Annotated in this window: 17 protein-coding genes; 9 read left to right on the forward strand and 8 right to left on the reverse strand. The window is 68.9% G+C overall.

Features of this window, described 5'->3' with window-relative positions; all coding sequences use genetic code 11:
• Positions 1–87 precede the first annotated feature (87 nt).
• The 4 genes from BU28_RS0103790 to BU28_RS0103805 form a co-directional block, all read right to left on the reverse strand.
• Entirely contained in the window at positions 88–1,098 is a 1,011-nt protein-coding gene (locus BU28_RS0103790; RefSeq protein ID WP_233144995.1) for a hypothetical protein, read from the reverse strand.
• A 108-nt stretch (positions 1,099–1,206) separates the two neighbouring features.
• Positions 1,207–2,301: a DUF475 domain-containing protein gene (locus tag BU28_RS0103795; protein ID WP_051577698.1), complete on the reverse strand. Its 1,095-nt coding sequence runs from the start codon at positions 2,299–2,301 to the stop codon at positions 1,207–1,209.
• 169 nt (positions 2,302–2,470) lie between these two features.
• A complete protein-coding gene (locus BU28_RS0103800) occupies positions 2,471–3,859 on the reverse strand; it encodes a sensor histidine kinase (protein ID WP_028718273.1) in 1,389 nt (462 codons plus the stop codon).
• The gene (locus BU28_RS0103805) at positions 3,856–4,521 is read right to left on the reverse strand and encodes a response regulator transcription factor (RefSeq protein WP_028718274.1); all 666 of its coding nucleotides are present in this window, start codon (positions 4,519–4,521) and stop codon (positions 3,856–3,858) included. Before BU28_RS0103805 ends, BU28_RS0103800 begins: the two co-directional genes overlap by 4 nt.
• A gap of 74 nt (positions 4,522–4,595) precedes the next feature.
• Between BU28_RS0103805 and BU28_RS0103810 the strand changes: the two genes are divergently transcribed.
• The 6 genes from BU28_RS0103810 (at position 4,596) to aqpZ (ending at position 10,113) form a co-directional block, all read left to right on the forward strand.
• Positions 4,596–5,669 carry an ABC transporter substrate-binding protein gene (locus BU28_RS0103810; RefSeq protein WP_051577699.1) on the forward strand — a complete coding sequence of 358 codons (1,074 nt, stop codon included), beginning with the start codon at positions 4,596–4,598 and terminating at the stop codon, positions 5,667–5,669.
• 203 nt (positions 5,670–5,872) lie between these two features.
• Positions 5,873–6,814 carry a Bug family tripartite tricarboxylate transporter substrate binding protein gene (locus BU28_RS0103815; RefSeq protein WP_028718276.1) on the forward strand — a complete coding sequence of 314 codons (942 nt, stop codon included), beginning with the start codon at positions 5,873–5,875 and terminating at the stop codon, positions 6,812–6,814.
• The gene (locus tag BU28_RS0103820; protein WP_028718277.1) at positions 6,811–7,308 is read left to right on the forward strand and encodes a tripartite tricarboxylate transporter TctB family protein; all 498 of its coding nucleotides are present in this window, start codon (positions 6,811–6,813) and stop codon (positions 7,306–7,308) included. The genes BU28_RS0103815 and BU28_RS0103820 overlap by 4 nt, the downstream gene beginning before the upstream one ends.
• 3 nt (positions 7,309–7,311) lie before the next feature.
• Complete coding sequence (locus tag BU28_RS0103825) at positions 7,312–8,829, forward strand: tripartite tricarboxylate transporter permease (protein WP_028718278.1); 1,518 nt, start codon at positions 7,312–7,314, stop codon at positions 8,827–8,829.
• A 123-nt stretch (positions 8,830–8,952) separates the two neighbouring features.
• Entirely contained in the window at positions 8,953–9,105 is a 153-nt protein-coding gene (locus BU28_RS25940; protein ID WP_099649000.1) for a hypothetical protein, read from the forward strand.
• Positions 9,106–9,372: 267 nt separating this feature from the next.
• Positions 9,373–10,113, forward strand: coding sequence for an aquaporin Z (gene aqpZ, locus BU28_RS21945; RefSeq protein WP_051577717.1), 741 nt, complete (start codon positions 9,373–9,375; stop codon positions 10,111–10,113).
• A gap of 37 nt (positions 10,114–10,150) precedes the next feature.
• Here the strand turns inward: aqpZ and glmS are convergent, their stop codons facing one another.
• Positions 10,151–11,968, reverse strand: coding sequence for a glutamine--fructose-6-phosphate transaminase (isomerizing) (gene glmS, locus BU28_RS0103840; protein WP_028718279.1), 1,818 nt, complete (start codon positions 11,966–11,968; stop codon positions 10,151–10,153).
• Between the two features lie 2 nt (positions 11,969–11,970).
• The gene (gene glmU / locus BU28_RS0103845; protein ID WP_028718280.1) at positions 11,971–13,314 is read right to left on the reverse strand and encodes a bifunctional UDP-N-acetylglucosamine diphosphorylase/glucosamine-1-phosphate N-acetyltransferase GlmU; all 1,344 of its coding nucleotides are present in this window, start codon (positions 13,312–13,314) and stop codon (positions 11,971–11,973) included.
• Positions 13,315–13,417: 103 nt separating this feature from the next.
• On the opposite strand from glmU, the gene BU28_RS0103850 reads away from it, so the two are divergent.
• A complete protein-coding gene (locus BU28_RS0103850; protein WP_028718281.1) occupies positions 13,418–14,098 on the forward strand; it encodes an HAD-IA family hydrolase in 681 nt (226 codons plus the stop codon).
• Positions 14,099–14,113: 15 nt separating this feature from the next.
• Here BU28_RS0103850 and bfr read toward each other — a convergent pair whose 3' ends face one another.
• A complete protein-coding gene (gene bfr, locus BU28_RS0103855; protein ID WP_028718282.1) occupies positions 14,114–14,599 on the reverse strand; it encodes a bacterioferritin in 486 nt (161 codons plus the stop codon).
• Positions 14,547–14,837 carry a (2Fe-2S)-binding protein gene (locus BU28_RS24470; protein WP_080622019.1) on the reverse strand — a complete coding sequence of 97 codons (291 nt, stop codon included), beginning with the start codon at positions 14,835–14,837 and terminating at the stop codon, positions 14,547–14,549. Before BU28_RS24470 ends, bfr begins: the two co-directional genes overlap by 53 nt.
• Before the next feature lie 118 nt (positions 14,838–14,955).
• Here BU28_RS24470 and queA point away from each other — a divergent pair, with 118 nt between their 5' ends.
• Positions 14,956–16,002, forward strand: coding sequence for a tRNA preQ1(34) S-adenosylmethionine ribosyltransferase-isomerase QueA (queA, locus tag BU28_RS0103860; protein WP_028718283.1), 1,047 nt, complete (start codon positions 14,956–14,958; stop codon positions 16,000–16,002).
• Positions 16,003–16,014: 12 nt separating this feature from the next.
• Entirely contained in the window at positions 16,015–17,256 is a 1,242-nt protein-coding gene (locus BU28_RS0103865; RefSeq protein ID WP_028718284.1) for an MFS transporter, read from the forward strand.
• The last annotated feature ends 34 nt before the right edge of the window (positions 17,257–17,290 follow it).

A 17,290-nucleotide genomic window follows, 5' to 3' on the forward strand; every position in this document is an offset into this window, starting at 1 on the left:
ATCCGAACCGGCGGCACCGCGCCGCCCATGCGGAAACAAGCCGGAAAAAGCGGTTTGGTTCCTGCGCTTGTGACCGCGCCCCGCGCGCTATAGCCCCGCCAGAGGCTGGGCCGAGACGACCTGCCAGACGATCTGCTGCATCCGGCGCGCCAGTTCGGGCGAAGGCGCGGTCGCGGGCGAGCCATCGGCCCGCGACAGCTGGTTCGGCAGGCCCACCGGGCTTTTGCCGTAGATCGTCGCGTAATGGGTCAGCGCGACCAGATAGGTGCCCAGATCATTGGGGTGGATCGGGTCCAGGCTGCCGTCGGGATTGCGGGCAAAAAGCTGCTCGCGCCGGGTCAGTTCGGCGATGCCGCCCGCCTCGGCCTCGGCCACCACGGCGGCCATGACCTGCCCGGCCGGGATCAGCCAGACCGGGCGATCGGCCGCGCGCGCGGCGGCCCACAGGATCTGGCTCCACATCCGGTCCAGGTCGCCCGGGAACCGGCCCAGCCATTCGGGCTGGTCGTCCAGCGCGTGCCAGCTTTCGTACAGGAACAGCTGGATCGCGGGATTGCCCTTGACCGCCTCGGCGGCCCAGCGGCCGGCGTATTCGGTGCTTTCCTTGTAAAGCAGCGCGTCCTGCAGGCGCACCATCTCGGTCATGACGAAGGCGTCGTATTCGCCCGAGGCCAGCGCCTGATGCGCGTCGCGGTACTGCGGCGTCGCGTTTTCCGCCTGAAAGCCGTTGATCGCCTCGGGTCCCTGGAAGTGCTCGCGCAGCGCGGTGCCCCAGCCCAGCTGCAGCGCATAGTCGTGGCCCGCCATCTGCGCCAGCATCGCGGGCATGTCGCGCCCGACCAGGCTGTGGCCCAGATGATAGACCCGGATCGGCCCGGCCGGCAGGGCTCGGGGCGCGGCGTAAAGCGGGCGCAGGTCGGCGCCGTCGTCATGCGCGGGCAGGCCCGGTTGCCTCAGCTGCCACCAGCCCCCCGCCAGCACCGCCAGCCCCAGCAGGACCAGCCCCAGCCTTGGCAGCGCGCCGCCGCGCCAGCGCAGGGCGACCCAGAAGCAGGCCAGGGACAGCAGGGCGATGACAAGCAGGACCAGATAACGCACGGGCAATCCTTGACAGTTTTGGCCCTTATAGCAGGGCAATGAGGTTGGCGCAGCAAAAAGGCCGCCGTCCTTGCGGGCGGCGGCCGGTTTCGGGGGGCCGGGCGGGCCTTAACCCTCGGCGTGCTTGTTGCGGCGGTTCCAGCGGATCGACGCCAGCAGCGAGATACCGATCAGCGTCGCGCCGCCCAGGCCGGTGATGACCTCGGGGATATGCATCAGGGGCTGGACGAACATGATGACCGACAGCGCGATGATGGCATAGAAGGCGCCGTGTTCCAGGAAACGGTATTCTGCCAGCGTCCCGCGTTCGACCAGCATGATGGTCATCGAGCGGACATACATGGCGCCGATGCCCAGGCCGATCGCGATGATGAACAGGTTGTGGGTCAGCGCGAAGGCCCCGATCACCCCGTCAAAGCTGAACGACGCGTCCAGCACCTCGAGGTAGAGGAAGGCACCCAGGCCGCCCTTGGCCCCGGCCTGCATGGCCTGCTGGCTGCTGTCCAGAAGCCCGCCCAGCACCTCGACCAGCAGGAAGGTCAGCAGGCCCCAGATCGCCGAGCTGAAGAACACCTGCGATTCGACCGGCCCCAGGAAGCGCGAGAAGATCAGGACGGTGACCAGGACGATCGCGACCTCGATGCCGCGAATCGTGGCATAGCGCTGCATCCGGTCCTCAAGCCAGCGGACCCAGTGCACGTCCTTTTCGTGGTCGAAGAAGAAGGACAGGCCGACCATCATCAGGAAGGTGCCGCCGAAGGCCGCGATGGGCAGGTGCGCGTCATGCATGATGCGCGAATATTCGTCGGGCTGGCTGGCGGCCAGGACCATCGCCTGCCACGGTCCGATGTTGGCCGCGATGACCACGATCAGCAGCGGGAACACGATCCGCATGCCGAAGACGGCGATCAGGATGCCCCAGGTCAGGAAGCGACGCTGCCACTCGGGCGTCATTTCCTTGAGCTTGTTGGCGTTCACGATGGCGTTGTCGAAGGAAAGCGAGATTTCAAGCACCGCGAGGACGCAGCAGATGAAGAAGATGGTCAGCGTCCCGCCGACGGTGCCGGTCATCTGCCAGCCGAGGAAGCCGCCAAGCGCGAGGCCCAGCACGGTGACGATGAACGACCACTTGAAATAGCTCAGGGTCGAGGGTTGGGCTCCATTCGCGGAAGCCCCGGCGAGAGGGTTGTTTCCTTGCTGCATGTCAGAACAAGTCCAGGCGGCTGGTCAAAGGTCAACGCCGACATCACGAACGTGCCGCCACGTTCGCCAGAGGGGCCCGGCATCAAACTGTATTCACGCGATCGCGAATGCAGGAAAGCATGGCGACTCCATGCCGGGATTGCAAGACCCATATTCGCATTGCGCAACGCTAGCCGCGCGGCGGATGCGCCAAGGGCAGCGTCAGGCGGGCGCAAAGCCCGCGCCCGCCCGCGCCGTCCTGCAGCGCAAGCCGGCCGCCGTAAAGGGACAGGATCTCGTCGACCACGGGCAGGCCAAGGCCCATGCCGGGCCCGGGCGTCGGGCCGCGGGCAAAGCGGCCCAGCGCGCTGCGACGGGCGGGTTCGGGGATGCCGGGGCCGTCGTCCTCGACCTCGAGCAGGGCGCGGTCGGCGTCCCGCGCGACGCGGACGGTGACGACGGTGCCCGGGCCGGTGTGCAGGATGGCGTTCAGGATCAGGTTGCCCAGCGCCTCGCCCAGCAACAGGGGTTCGGCCCGGACCCACAGCGGCCCCTCGCCTTCGAAGCCCAGGTCGATGCCCGCCTCGGCGGCGGCGGGGATGTGATCGGCGGTCAGGTCGCGGGCAAAGCCCGCCAGGTCCATCGGCTCGGCCTCGGCACCCGCGGCGGCATCGACGCGGGCCAGCAGCAGAAGCTGCGCCAGGATGCGTTCGGCATGGGCCACGGCGGCGTCACCCTTGCGCGCCGCCGCCTGCGCCTCGGCCAGGGTCGCGGCGCGGCCGGCCAGGGCAAGCTGGGTGCGCACGACGGCCAGCGGCGTGCGCAGCTGGTGCCCGGCGTTGCCGGTGAAATTGCGCAGGCCGTCCAGCGCGGTCTTGAGCCGCGACATGAAGGAATTGATCGCGCCCACCAGGCCCCGCACCTCGCTGGGCACCGGGGTCTCGACCGGGCTCAGGTCGTCGGGGCTGCGGGTGGCGATGGCCTCGCCCAGCCGATACAGCGGGCGCAGCGACAGGGTGACGGCGATGCCCACGATCAGCGCCGCGCCCAGGATCATCAGCAAAAGCCGCAGGGCCGAGCGCATCAGGATGGCGCGAGTCAGTTCCTCGCGCGCCGTGGTCGTTTCGGCCACCGTCACGATCACCGGCACTTCGTCGATTCCGGTCGAGGCGGCGCGGGACAGGCTTGCCACGCGCACCGGCTCGCCGCGAAAGACATCGTCGGCAAAGGCCGGCTCGCCGCCCGGCAGGGCGCGGGCCACGGGCAGATCGCCATAGCCCGTGACCAGCCGCCCCGGCGGCCCGTCCACGCGATAGAACACCCGGTCCTCGGCCGCCGAACTCAGCATCTCCAGCGCGCCATAGGGGATCTCGATGGCAATCTGGCCCGTGTCGTCCAGCGAGGCGCGTTCCGCGATGACCAGGGCGGAACCCGCCAGCACCCGGTCGGCCAACGCGGTCGCCATGCGCTCGGCCTCGCGCCAGGTATCGACCAGGGCCAGGGCGCCGAAGGCGGCCGTCGCCACCAGCAGCCAGGCCAGCAGTCGGCGGCGGATGGAAAACGGCCGCGCCCCCGTCACGCCCGGTCCAGGAAATAGCCGATGCCGCGCGCCGTCCTGACGGTCAGCCCCGCCCCCGCCAGCCTTTTGCGCAACCGGCTGACGTATTGTTCGATGGCGTTCGGGGACAGGTCGTCCTCGAGGCTGGTCAGGGACTGCACGATGCTGTCGCGCGGCACCACCTTGCCCGCGCGGGTAATCAGCAGTTCCAGCAGGCCGCGTTCGCGTGCGGGCAGGTCCAGCGGCTGGTCGCCCACCGAAAAGCTGCGGCTGTTCTGGTCGAAGGTCAGCCCGCCGAAGCTGACCGTCGCCGTGCGCAGCCCCGCCTGGCGCCGCAGAAGCGAGCGGATGCGCGCCTCGAACTCGCCGATGTCGAAGGGCTTGATGAGATAGTCGTCGGCGCCGAGGTCGAGGCCGCGCACCCGTTCCTCGGGCGAGCCGCGCGCGGTCAGGATCATCACGGCGGCCGGATTGCGCCGCGCCCGCATGGCGCGCAGCACCTCGAGCCCGTCCATCTGCGGCAGGTTCAGGTCCAGGATCACCAGATCGAAGCTTTCCGCCGCCGCCAGGGCCTCGGCCGAGGCGCCGTCATGGACCACGTCCACCGCATAGCCCGACTGGCGCAGCAGCTGCACCAGCCCCTCGGCCAGCGAAAGATTGTCCTCGACCAGAAGGATGCGCATGAAAACCCCCGGACCGGACCCTAGCGGGCTGCGCGGCGCTTGTGAACGGGGATCGGCTGCGGCAATCATGGGTCATGCGCCTGCCCGCCCTGTTGTCCGCCCTGGTCCTTGCCCTGTGCCTGCCGGGCGGCCCCGCCCTGGCCGAGGCGACGCTGTTCCCCGCCTTGGGGGCTCAGGGCAGGGTTCTGACGATCTATTCCTCGCTCGACGACGATCTGGCGCGCCCGCTGATCGCGGCGTTCCAGGGCGAAAACCCCGGCGTCGCGGTGCGCTATGAAAACCTGCTGACGGGCGCGCTGCACGACCGCATCGTGGCGGAAAGCCAGGCCGGGCGCACGGCGGATTTCGCCTTTTCGTCGGCCATGGACCTGCAGATCAAGCTGGCGAACGACGGCTTTGCGCGGCCCGTGGTGGCGCCCGACACTGCCGGCTGGCCGGACTGGGCGAACTGGCGCGACACCGCCTATGCGCTGACCTATGAGCCGGCGGTCTTTGCCTATCACAAGCCCAGCTTTGCCGGGCGCGAGCCGCCCGCCACCCGCGCCGACCTGCTCGCCTGGATCACCGGCCACCCGAACGAGGCGCAGGGCCGGATCGGCACCTATGACGTGGCGCGCTCGGGCGTGGGCTATCTGTTCCTGGCCCGCGACCAGGAGCTTTATCCCGGCATCTGGGATGTCGTCGCGGCGATGGGCCGGGCGGGCGTCCAGCAATACCCGACCAGCCGCGAGCTGCTCGAGCGGATTGGCGACGGGCGGCTGGCGCTGGGGTACAACCTGCTCGGCTCCTATGCCGCCGATTGGGCGCGGCGCCATCCCGACGTGGGCCTGATCCTGCCGCGCGACTTCACCGTGGTCGTGTCGCGCGTCGGCCTGGTGCCCCAGGCGGCGCGCGACCCCGACCTGGGCGCGGCCTTTCTGGCCATGCTGATGTCGCCCCAAGGCCAGCAGCTTTTGTCGCGCACCCTGCGGCTGTCGGCCGTCAGCCTTGAGGTGGCAGGACAACCCAGCCCCGCCGGCGGCATGGACGACCTGGCCGGGCTGCGGCTGAAGCCGGTGCCCGTCAGCCCCGGCCTGCTGGCCTATCTGGACGGCGCCACCCGCGCGCGGCTGCTGGCGCGCTGGAACCGGGCGCTGGCGGGCCATTGAGCCTGCCGCATGGCTGCCATGCATTTTTTTGCGCCGGTGTCAGGTCCATGACAGGTTCGCGTGGTTGATAGGGTGCCAGCGGACGCCGAACGGCGACCCAGGAGGAGAGCCCCGCCCGCGGGAGAGGCGCGGGGTTCCACGCACAACAAGACATCAGCGACCCGGGCGGCAGGTTCCGCCCCGGCGCCAGCGGAGGAAATGTCATGAAGCATCTCGTTCTCGCCAGCCTGTTTGCCGGCGCCATCGCCCTGCCCGCGATGGCCGACTATACCATCATCGCGCCCGCGAACCCCGGCGGCGGCTGGGACCAGACCGCGCGCACCATGCAGACCGTAATGCAGGAGGAAGGCGTCTCGCCCTCGGTCCAGGTGCAGAACGTGCCGGGCGCGGGCGGCACCATCGGGCTTGCGCAGTTCGCCAGCCAGAACAAGGGCAACCCCGACGCGCTGATCGTCGGCGGCTATGTCATGGTCGGCGCCATCCTGACCAACAAATCGCCCGTCTCGCTGAAGGACGTGACCCCCATCGCGCGGCTGACCGGCGAATACGAGGCCATCGTGGTCCCGGCCGCGTCCGAGATCCAGGACATCGGCGGGCTGATCGCCAAGCTGAAGGAAAACCCGGGCGCGGTCAGCTGGGCCGGCGGTTCGGCCGGGGGCACCGACCACATCGCGGTCGGCATGATCGCCAAGGCGGCCGGCGTCGATCCGACCAAGATCAACTACATCGCCTATTCCGGCGGCGGCGAGGCGCTGGCCGCGATCCTGGGCAACCAGGTCACCGCGGGCGTGTCCTCGCTGGGCGAGTTCGAGGCCCAGGTCAAGGCGGGCACCCTGCGCCTGCTGGCCGTCTCGGCCCCCGAGCGGATCGAGGGCGTGGAGGCGCCGACCCTGAAGGAAGCCGGGCTCGACATCGACCTGCAGAACTGGCGCATGGTCGCCGCGGCCCCGGGCCTGTCGGACGACCAGAAGGCCAAGATCACCGCCGACATCGAGAAGATGGCCAAGTCCGAAAGCTGGCAGAAGCAGCTGGCCGACAAGGGCTGGATGGACACCTTCCTGGCCGGTCCCGCCTTTGACGAGCAGCTTGCCAAAGACGAGGCCTCGACGGCCGCGATCCTCAAGGACATCGGTCTGGTGAAATGAACGGGTTCGACAACGACCATCAAGAGCGCCGCCGCGATTGGGCGGCGCTTGCGATTGCGGCCTTCCTGGCGGTCGTGGCCGGGGTCATGCTGTGGGACAGCGCCCGGCTGGCCGATCTGGGCGGCTATTCCGGGGTCGGGCCGGCCACCATCCCGCGCGTCGTCGCCTTCTGCCTGCTGGGCCTTGCGGTCTGGACCGTGGCGGCGGGGCTGCGGGGCGACTTTCCCGAACGGCCCGCGCAGAACCCCCAGCCGGTGCTGTGGATCGTGGCGGGGCTTGCGCTTCAGCTGATGCTGCTGAAACCCCTGGGCTTTTCCATCGCGACCGGGATCCTGTTCGCCTTTACCGCGCGGGCCTTCGGCAAGCGCAACCTGGCCATGACCCTGCCCATCGGCATCGTCTTTGCCTTTGCGGTCTGGGTGGTCTTTTCGCAACTTCTGATGCTGCACCTGCCCGCCGGGCCGCTGGAGCGTCTGTTCTTTCCGGGGGGCTGACGCATGGGTGCCTTTGATTTCCTGTTGCAGGGCCTGGCCACCGCAGCCGAGCCGATGATGCTGCTTTACGCGCTGATCGGCGTGACGCTGGGCACCGCCGTGGGCGTCCTGCCCGGCATCGGCCCGGCGCTGACCGTGGCGCTTCTGCTGCCCGTCACCTACCGGCTGGACCCGGCCGGCTCGCTCATCATGTTCGCGGGCATCTATTACGGCGGCATGTACGGCGGCTCGACCACCTCGATCCTGCTGAACACGCCGGGCGAAAGCGCCTCGATCATCACGGCGCTGGAAGGCAACAAGATGGCCCGCAAGGGGCGCGGCGGCCCGGCGCTGGCCACCGCCGCCATCGGGTCCTTCGTCGCCGGGCTGATCGCCACGCTGCTGCTGGCGTTCCTCGCGCCCTGGATCGTCAAGGTCGCGCTGGTGTTCGGCCCGCGCGAATATTTCGCGCTGATGATGCTGGCCTTTGTCACCGTCTCGGCCGCCTTCGGCGATTCGGCGCTGCGGGGCCTGACCTCGCTGTTCCTGGGGCTGGCGCTGGCCTGCGTCGGCATCGACCAGCTGACCGGCCAGGCGCGGCTGTCCTTCGGCGTCCCCGAGCTTCTGGACGGGATCGAGGTCACGACCATGGCCGTCGCCATGTTCGCCGTGGGCGAGGCGCTGGCCATCGCCGGCACGCGCGACCAGCAGGACGATTCGGTGATGGCGGTCAAGGGCTCGATCTGGATGAACCGCAGCGACTGGGCGCGGTCCTGGCGGCCCTGGCTGCGCGGCACCGCGCTTGGCTTCCCGATCGGCGCCATGCCCGCCGGCGGGGCCGAGATCGGCACCTTCCTGTCCTATGCGACCGAGAAGAAGCTGACCAAGCACCCCGAGGAGTTCGGCAACGGCGCCATCGAGGGCGTCGCGGGCCCCGAGGCCGCCAACAACGCATCCGCCGCCGGCACGCTGGTGCCACTGCTGACGCTGGGTCTGCCGACCAGCGCCACGGCGGCGATCATGCTGGCGGGGTTCCAGCAGTTCGGGCTGCAACCGGGGCCGCTGCTGTTCGCCACGAACCCGACCCTGGTCTGGGGCCTGATCGCATCGCTGCTGATCGCGAACCTGATGCTGCTGGTGCTGAACCTGCCGCTGATCGGGCTATGGGTCAAACTGCTGGCCGTGCCCAAACCCTGGCTTTACGCGGGTATCCTGCTGTTCGCGACCCTGGGCACCATTGGCGCCAATCCCTCGCCGTTCGAGCTGGGGATGCTTCTGGGCTTTGGCGTGCTGGGCTATGTGATGCGGCTGTTCGGCTATCCCATCGCGCCCATCGTCGTGGGCCTGATCCTGGGGCCGATGGCGGAACAGCAGCTGCGCCGGGCGCTGTCGATCAGCCAGGGCGACTGGACCTATCTGGTGCAATCGCCCATCGCGGCCACCCTGCTGGCCATCGCCGCCCTGGCGCTGATCGTGCCCCTGATCCTGCGCGCGCGCGGCAAGGGCCAGGTCCTGGCCCAGTTGGCCGGGGACGAGGACTGACACCGACCGTTAACCCCGTCATGACCTGGGCTCATGGCGGGGTTGACCATAAGCCGCGTTGTGCCGGGCCGGCCCGGAGCCCATCTTCCTGTCATCGAAACACCGTTCCAGACAGGCAGAACAATGACCGCTCTTCGCACCATCCGCACCGCCCTCGACACGATCCGCGCCGCCATCCGCGCTGCCGCGGCGACCGAGATGCACCGCATGCCGGCTGCCGCGGACCTGAAGACCCTGGGCATCCCGCAATCGGCCTTCCGCACGATCCACCTCTGATCGCCTGCCCGCCTTGATTGCCCAAGGGGCGCCCGCCGCGCCCCGCCTCCTCTGTCTCCCTTCGTTTGCCTCACGATTTCCGGCCGCCCGCGTCCCGATGGACCAGGCGGCCTTTTTGTCTTTCGCATCCTTGCAACAGCCGCTGCGAAAACCGCCTCGTCCGGTACATTTTTGTTTATTCCCTTGCAGCTTAGACGGATCGTGATTCCAGCGACCGCCCCTTCTCCGGGGCCCATGCCATGACGAGTGACAGATCTGGAGTTCATGATGCAGAAACAACTAGCGGCCGAGGCGCTCGGCACATTCTGGCTGGTCTTTGGCGGCTGCGGCAGTGCCGTGCTGGCCGCCGCCTTCCCCGAGGTCGGGATCGGCCTTCTGGGCGTGTCCCTGGCCTTCGGGCTGACCGTGGTGACGATGGCCTATGCGGTCGGCGGCATCTCGGGCGGGCACTTCAACCCTGCCGTCTCGGTCGGGCTGGCCGTCGGCGGGCGCTTCCCGTCGTCGCAACTGCTGCCCTATATCCTGGCGCAGCTCGTGGGCGCGATCCTGGCTGCGGCGGCGCTTTACGTCATCGCCTCGGGCAAGGCGGGCGCGGACCTGGGCGGCTTTGCCGCGAACGGCTATGGCACGCATTCGCCGGGCGGCTATTCGCTGCTGTCCGCCTTGCTGATCGAGGTGATCCTGACCGGCTTCTTCCTGATCGTGATCCTGGGCGCCACGCATGGCCGCGCGCCCAAGGGCTTTGCGCCGCTGGCCATCGGGCTTGCGCTGACGCTGATCCACCTGATCTCGATCCCGGTGACGAACACCTCGGTCAACCCCGCCCGCTCGACCAGCCAGGCGCTGTTCGCGGGCGGCTGGGCCATCGGCCAGCTGTGGCTGTTCTGGGTCGCCCCGATCCTGGGCGCGGTCATCGGCGCCACGATCTGGAAATCCTTCGGCGAGAAGGATGACGATATCGTCGGCGGCGTGCCGCGCGACGACCGGCCGGTGACCACGGGACGCTGACGCGAGAGGGCCCGGCGCGACGGCCGGGCCCTTTCCCTTATTCCACCGTGACCGATTTCGCCAGGTTGCGGGGCTGGTCCACGTCCGTGCCCTTGGCGACAGCGGTGTGATAGGCCAGATATTGCATCGGCACGGCATAAAGGATCGGCTGGAACACGCCCCCGCCGGTTGGCATGGTCAGGCTGTCGTGGACACCCTGTCCGCCCTTCTCGACCCCCTCGGCGTCCGAAATCAGCAGCACCTGCCCGTGGCGGGCCATGACCTCCTGCATGTTCGAGACGGTCTTGTCGAACAGCCCGTCGCGCGGCGCCAGCACGACCACCGGCACGTTGCGGTCGATCAGCGCGATGGGGCCATGCTTCAACTCGCCCGAGGCATAGCCCTCAGCGTGGATATAGCTGAGTTCCTTGAGCTTCAGCGCCCCCTCCAGCGCCACCGGATAAAGCGGCCCCCGGCCCAGATACAGCACGTCCTGCGCCTCGGACAGCCAGCCGGCCAGGCGGCGGCATTCGTCGCTGACCGCCAGCGCCTGATTCAGCAAGCCCGGCAGCGCGCGCAGGTCCGCCAGATGCGCCGCCAGCCCCGCCGCGTCCAGCCGGCCGCGGTCCTGCGCCGCCTTCAGCGCCAGCACGGCCAGCACCGCCAACTGGCAGGTGAACGCCTTGGAGGACGCCACGCCGACCTCGATCCCGGCCAGCGTCGGCAGCGCGATATCGGCGTCGCGGGCGATGGCCGAGGTGCCGACGTTCACCACGCCCACGGTCCGCGCCACCTTGTCGCGGGCATAGTGCAGCGCGGCCAGCGTGTCGGCGGTTTCACCCGACTGGCTGACGAACAGCGCCCAGCTTTGCGGCGACAGCGGCGGCTCGCGATAGCGGAATTCCGAGGCCACATCCAGGTCGCAGGGCAGCCCGGCCAGCGTCTCGAACCAGTAGCGCGCGACATGGGCGGCATAATAGGCCGTGCCGCAACCGACCAGCGTCAGCCGGTCCACGGCGCTGAAATCCAGCGCCTCGGGCAGGACGATCCGGTCGCCCTTGACGTAGTGGTTCAGCGCATCGCCCAGCACGACCGGCTGCTCGGCGATTTCCTTGGCCATGAAATGGCGAAAGCCGCCCTTGTCGATCTGGGTGGCGCCCACGTCGATCTGCTGCAGGTCGCGGTTGGCGCGCTGGCCCGCCGCGTCGAAGATCTCGGCGCCCTGGCGGCGGATCACCGCGTGGTCGCCGTCCTCGAGATAGGTGATGCGGTCGGTGAAGGGCGCCAGCGCCACCGCGTCCGAGCCCAGGAACATCTCGCCGTCGCCGTGGCCGATGGCCAGCGGACTGCCGCGGCGGGCGGCGATCATCAGGTCGGCCTCGCCCTCGAACAGGAAGGCCAGGGCAAAGGCGCCGTGCAACCGGCCCAGCGTCGCCCGCGCCGCCTCGACCGGGCCCAGGCCCTGGCTCATGTGCCAGGCGGTCAGCAGGGCCACGGTTTCGGTGTCGGTCTGCGATTCGGGCTGCATCCCCAGGGCGATCACCTCGTCACGCAGCGCGCGGAAATTCTCGATGATGCCATTATGGACCACGGCGACGGGGCCGCGGCGATGGGGATGGGCGTTGGCCTCGGTCGCGGCGCCGTGGGTGGCCCAGCGGGTGTGGCCGATGCCGGCATGTCCCGTCAGCGGCTCATGCACCAGCCGGTCGGACAGGTTGATCAGCTTGCCCACCGCGCGCCGCCGGTCCAGCCGCCCCGAGGCGTCGACCGTCGCCACGCCCGCGCTGTCATAGCCGCGATACTCCAGCCGCTTTAGCGCCTCGACCAGTTGGGGCGAAACCTCGTGATGGCCGAGGATGCCGATGATGCCGCACATCTTTACTGTCCCTTCTTCTTCTGGCGCAGGGCCTGCATCAGCCGCGCGCCCAGGCCCGGCTTGGTTACCTGCCGCGCCCGGCCGATCGCCATGGCATCGTCCGGGATGTCCTCGGTGATGACCGAGCCCGAGCCCGTCACCGCCCGCGCCCCCACCCGCACCGGCGCCACCAGCATGGTGTCCGAGCCGATGAAGGCATGGGGGCCGATTTCCGTGCGATGCTTGCCCACGCCGTCGTAATTGCAGGTCACGGTGCCGGCGCCGATGTTCGTGCGCTCGCCCACATGGGTGTCGCCCAGATAGGTCAGGTGGCCCACCTTGACGCCTTCGTCCAGGACCGAGTTCTTGATTTCCACGAAGTTGCCGACATGGACATCGCCCCCCAGCTCCGCCCCCGGACGCAGTCGCGCGAAGGGGCCGACCGTGGCGCCGGCACTGATGTGGCAGCCCTCGAGATGGCAAAAGGCCAGGATCTCGGCCCCGCTTTCGATGGTGACGCCGGGGCCCAGGACGACATTCGGGCCGATGATCGCATCGCGGCCGATCACGGTATCCAGCGCGAACCAGACCGTCGCGGGGTCGGTCAGCGTCACCCCGTCGTCGAGCGCGCGGGCGCGGGCGCGGGCCTGGAAGGCGGCCTCGGCGGCGGCAAGCTCGGCCCGGGTGTTGATGCCCAGCGTCTCGTCCTCGTCGCATGTGACGACCTCGACCCGGCGGCCTGCGGCGCGGGCCAGCGCGGGGATGTCGGTCAGGTAGTACTCGCCCGAGGCATTGCGGTTGCCCAGGCGCGGCAGCAGGTCGCGCAGCAGGCCCGCGTCGGCGGCCAGCACACCCGAGTTCACCAGGCGGATGGCGCGGGTGGCCTCGTCCGCGTCCTTCCATTCGACGATCCGTTCCAGCCCCTCGGGGCCGGTGACGAGCCGGCCATAGCGCCCCGGATCGGCCGCCTCGAACCCCAGGACCACCACGTCGGCGGTGTGGCTGGCAAGTGCTGCCAACGTGTCGGCGCCGATGAAGGGGGTGTCGCCGTAAAGCACGATCACCCGGCCCTCGAACCCGTCCAGCAGCGGCAGCGCCTGCAGCACCGCATGGCCGGTGCCCAGCTGTTCGGACTGCAGCGCAATGGTCGCCTCGGGTTCCAGCTTGCGCACGGCCTTTTCGACCTGGGCCGCGCCGTGGCCCGCGACGACCACGACCCGCTCGGGCTCCAGCGTCCGGCCAGCGGCCAGCGCATGGCCGACCAGCGGCACGCCGCCCAGCCGGTGCAGCACCTTGGGCAGGTCGGACTGCATCCGACTGCCCTGCCCGGCGGCCAGAACGATCAGGGCTGCGGGATTCTGGGTCATGCCGGCCTCTTGTCTGTTTTATCTGTCACGCCCGCGTTCTACCTAGGGGGCGGGACCGGGGAAAGGCCCGGCGAGATCAAACATTCTGACGGAAGGTTACAGCATGACGGGAACGGTGGTCTTTGATCTGGACGGGACGCTGGCCGATACCTCGGGCGACCTGATCGCGGCGGCCAACGCCTGTTTCCGGGCCCGGGGCCTGGGCGACCTGCTGCATCCGGTCGACGACGCGCTGATCGCCTTTCACGGCGGCCGGGCCATGCTGCGCGCGGGATACGGCCGCGTGGGCGCCGACACCCTGATGCCCCCCGGCGCCGAGGAGGAGGATTACCCCCGGCTGCTGGATTTCTATGGCGAGGCCGTCGCCGTCCACACCAGGCTTTATCCCGGTGCGCTGGAGGCGCTGGATGCTCTGGCGCGGGACGGGCACCGGCTGTCGGTCTGCACGAACAAGCCGATCCGCGTGGCCGAGATCCTGCTGGACGAACTGGGCATCCGCGACCGGTTTGCCTGCGTCGTGGGTGCGGGCACGCTGCCGGTCAGCAAGCCCGATCCCCGTCCCTATCAGGCCGCGGTCGAGGGCGCGGGGGGCGCGGTCGCGCGATCCTTCCTGGTGGGCGACACGGAAACGGACCGCAAGACCGCCTCGGCCGCCGGCGTCAAGGTCGCGCTGGTCGCCTTCGGCCCCGAAGGCGAGGCACTGACCCGTCTGGCGCCCGAGGCGCTGCTGGCCCATTTCGACGATCTGCCGGCGCTGGCGCGCGACTGGCTGGGGGCCGCCTGAGAGGCCCCCAAACGATCATTCGGCCTTGTCGGCGGGCTTGGCGTTCAGCTGGCCATAGTTCTGGGCGCCGATTTCCTCGTACAGGTCCAACTGGGTTTCGAGGAAGTCGATATGGCCTTCCTCATCCTTGATGAGGTCCTCGAACAGGATCTTGCTGACGTAATCCTTGACCGATTCGCAGTAATCCCGCGCCTCGATATACAGGGTGCGGGCGTCGTGTTCGGCGGCCAGATCCGATTCCAGCGTTTCCCGAAGCGTCTGGCCAATGCGCAGCGGATCGAGCTTTTGCAGATTCGGATGACCTTCCAGGAAGATGATTCGCTGGATCAGCCGGTCGGCGTGGTGCATTTCCTCGATCGACTCGGCCCGGGACTTGTCGGCGATGCGGCCATAGCCCCAGTCCTCTTGCAGGCGGTAATGCAGCCAGTACTGGCTGACCGCGGTCAGTTCAGACCGCAGCGCTGCGTTGAGATACTCGATGACCTTTTCGTCGCCCTTCATGGCTTACCCCTGTGCGGTTGGCTCTGAGCCCTCGGAGGATCGGGGGCACCGCCAGATTATCGCAACGGCGCATGGTGTCCAGAAACAAGGGCATACAGCCGCCGCAATCGGCGCGCTTGCCCAGGGCGTGATAGATCTTGCCGGGGGTGATGATCGTTTCGGGGTCGGCGGCCCGCATCCAGTCCACCGCGGCGCGGATGTCGTGGTCCGAAATCTGGGTGCAGTGACAGATGATCATCGGCCTACCTCTAGCGTGCCCATAACCTAGCAATTTTATCGGACATGTAAAGATGACTTTTTTGCTAGACCATTCGGGCCAGCTTGACCCCGTTGCGCGGCGGGGCCAGAACCCGGCCATGACGCTGGATGATTTCGACTTCGACCTGCCCGAGGGGCTGATCGCGACGCGGCCCGCCAGGCCCCGGTCGTCCGCGCGGCTGCTGGCGGCGACGGGCGACAGCCTGCGCGACCTGCATGTGCGCGACCTGCCCGAGCTGCTGGGGCCGGGCGACCTGCTGGTCCTGAACGACACGCGGGTGATCCCTGCCCGGCTGACCGGCACCCGCAGCCGCGCCACGCCGCAGGGCGAGGCCGTGGCCCGCGTCGAGATCACCCTGCTGGAGCCCGTGGCCGACGGCTGGAAGGCGCTGGCCAAGCCCCTGCGCAAGTTGAAGCCGGGCGAGGTCATCCGCTTTGGCGACGCGCTTTCCGCCGAGGTCGCCGAGATCGGGGATGGCGCGCTGGTCCTGCGCTTCGACGCCACGGGCGACGCCTTCGACGCGGCGCTGGCGCAGGTCGGCGCGATGCCCCTGCCCCCCTATATCGCCGCCCTGCGCGCCCCGGACGAGGCCGACCGGCAGGACTATCAGACCGTCTGGGCGCGTCGCTCGGGCGCGGTGGCGGCACCGACCGCCAGCCTGCATTTCGACGAACCGCTGCTGGCGGCGCTGCGCGCGCGCGGCGTGCGCTTTGCCCATGTCACGCTGCATGTCGGCGCGGGCACCTTCCTGCCCGTCAAGGTCAAGGACGTGACCACCCACAAGATGCACGGCGAATGGGGCGAGGTCACGCCCGAGGCCGCCGCCGCCATCGACGAAACCCGCGCCGCCGGCGGCCGGGTGATCCCGGTGGGCACCACCGCCCTGCGCCTGATCGAATCGGCCGCCACCCCGGATGGCCGGGTCCAGCCGTTCCGGGGCGTGACCGAGATCTTCATCTATCCCGGCTATCGCTTTCGGGTGACGGACGGGCTGATGACGAATTTCCACCTTCCCAGGTCGACTTTGCTCATGCTCGTGTCGGCCCTGATGGGGCAGGATCGGATTCGCCGGATCTATCGCCACGCGGTGGATTCGGGCTATCGCTTCTTCAGCTACGGCGACGCCTCGCTGCTTGTACCATAAAGGACGCCCTTCATGCTGACCGTGCTGCGCACGACCTGGCCGCTGCTTCTGGGTATCCTGCTGCTGATGGTCGGCAATGGGATGCAGGGCACGCTGCTGGGCATCCGGGGCAGCATCGAGGGAATTTCGACGACCCAGATGTCGGTCGTGATGGCGTCCTATTTCGGCGGCTTCCTGCTCGGCTCGCGCATGGTGCCGGACATGATCCAGAAGGTCGGCCATGTCCGCGTCTTTGCCGCCCTCGCCTCGACCATTTCGGCGGTGCTGGTGCTTTACGCGGTCGTCCCCCGGTGGGAGATCTGGGCCATCGAGCGCCTGATCATCGGCTTCTGCTTTTCCGGCGTCTACATCACCTCGGAAAGCTGGCTGAACGCCAGCGCCACCAACGAGACGCGAGGCCAGGCGCTTTCGGCCTACATGATCGTGCAGATGCTGGGCATCATCGGCGCGCAGATCCTGATGAACACGGCCGATCCGGCGGGCTACCTGCTGTTCATCATCCCCTCGGTCCTGGTCAGCTTCGCCTTCCTGCCGATCCTGCTGTCGGCCCAGCCCGCGCCGCAGTTCTCGACCATCCAGAGGATGAGCTTCGCCACCCTGTTCCGCGTCTCGCCCCTGGGATGCGTGGGCATCTTCCTGATGGGCGGGGTGTTTTCAGCGATCTTCGGCATGGCCTCGGTCTGGGGTTCGGCGCGCGGGCTTTCGGTCACCGAAATCTCGGCCTTCGTGGCGGCCATCTACATCGGCGGGCTGGTGCTGCAATATCCGGTCGGCTGGCTGTCGGACCATGGCGACCGGCGCGTGATCGTGCTGGCCCTGGCGGTCCTGGGCACGCTGGCCTGCCTTGCCACGCTGATGCTGCAGCCGGATATCTGGGGGCTGCTTCTGACCGCGGCCATCATCGGGGGCGTGGCGAACCCGGTCTATTCGCTGCTGCTGGCCTATACCAACGACTTCCTCGATGCCAAGGACATGGCGGCAGCCTCGGCGGGGCTTTTGTTCATCAACGGCGTCGGCGCCATCACCGGCCCGCTGATCACCGGCTGGCTGATGGAGACGCTGGGCCCGGACGGGTTCTGGGCCTATATCGGTGCGCTGCTTCTGGTGTTGGCGCTGTACACCGGCTGGCGCCGCACCCGCCGCCCGACTCCTGTCCAGGACCAGAGCTTTGCGGTCATCGCCCCCTCGGCCACGCCGCTGGCGGTCGAGGCGGCGCTGGAAACCGCGGGCTCGGACGAGCTGCGCACCGACTGAGCATCGGGCCTTGCAGCGGCCTGCCCGCTCTGCG

Origin of the sequence: Paracoccus yeei ATCC BAA-599 (assembly GCF_000622145.1) — a bacterium.
Lineage (GTDB): Bacteria > Pseudomonadota > Alphaproteobacteria > Rhodobacterales > Rhodobacteraceae > Paracoccus > Paracoccus yeei.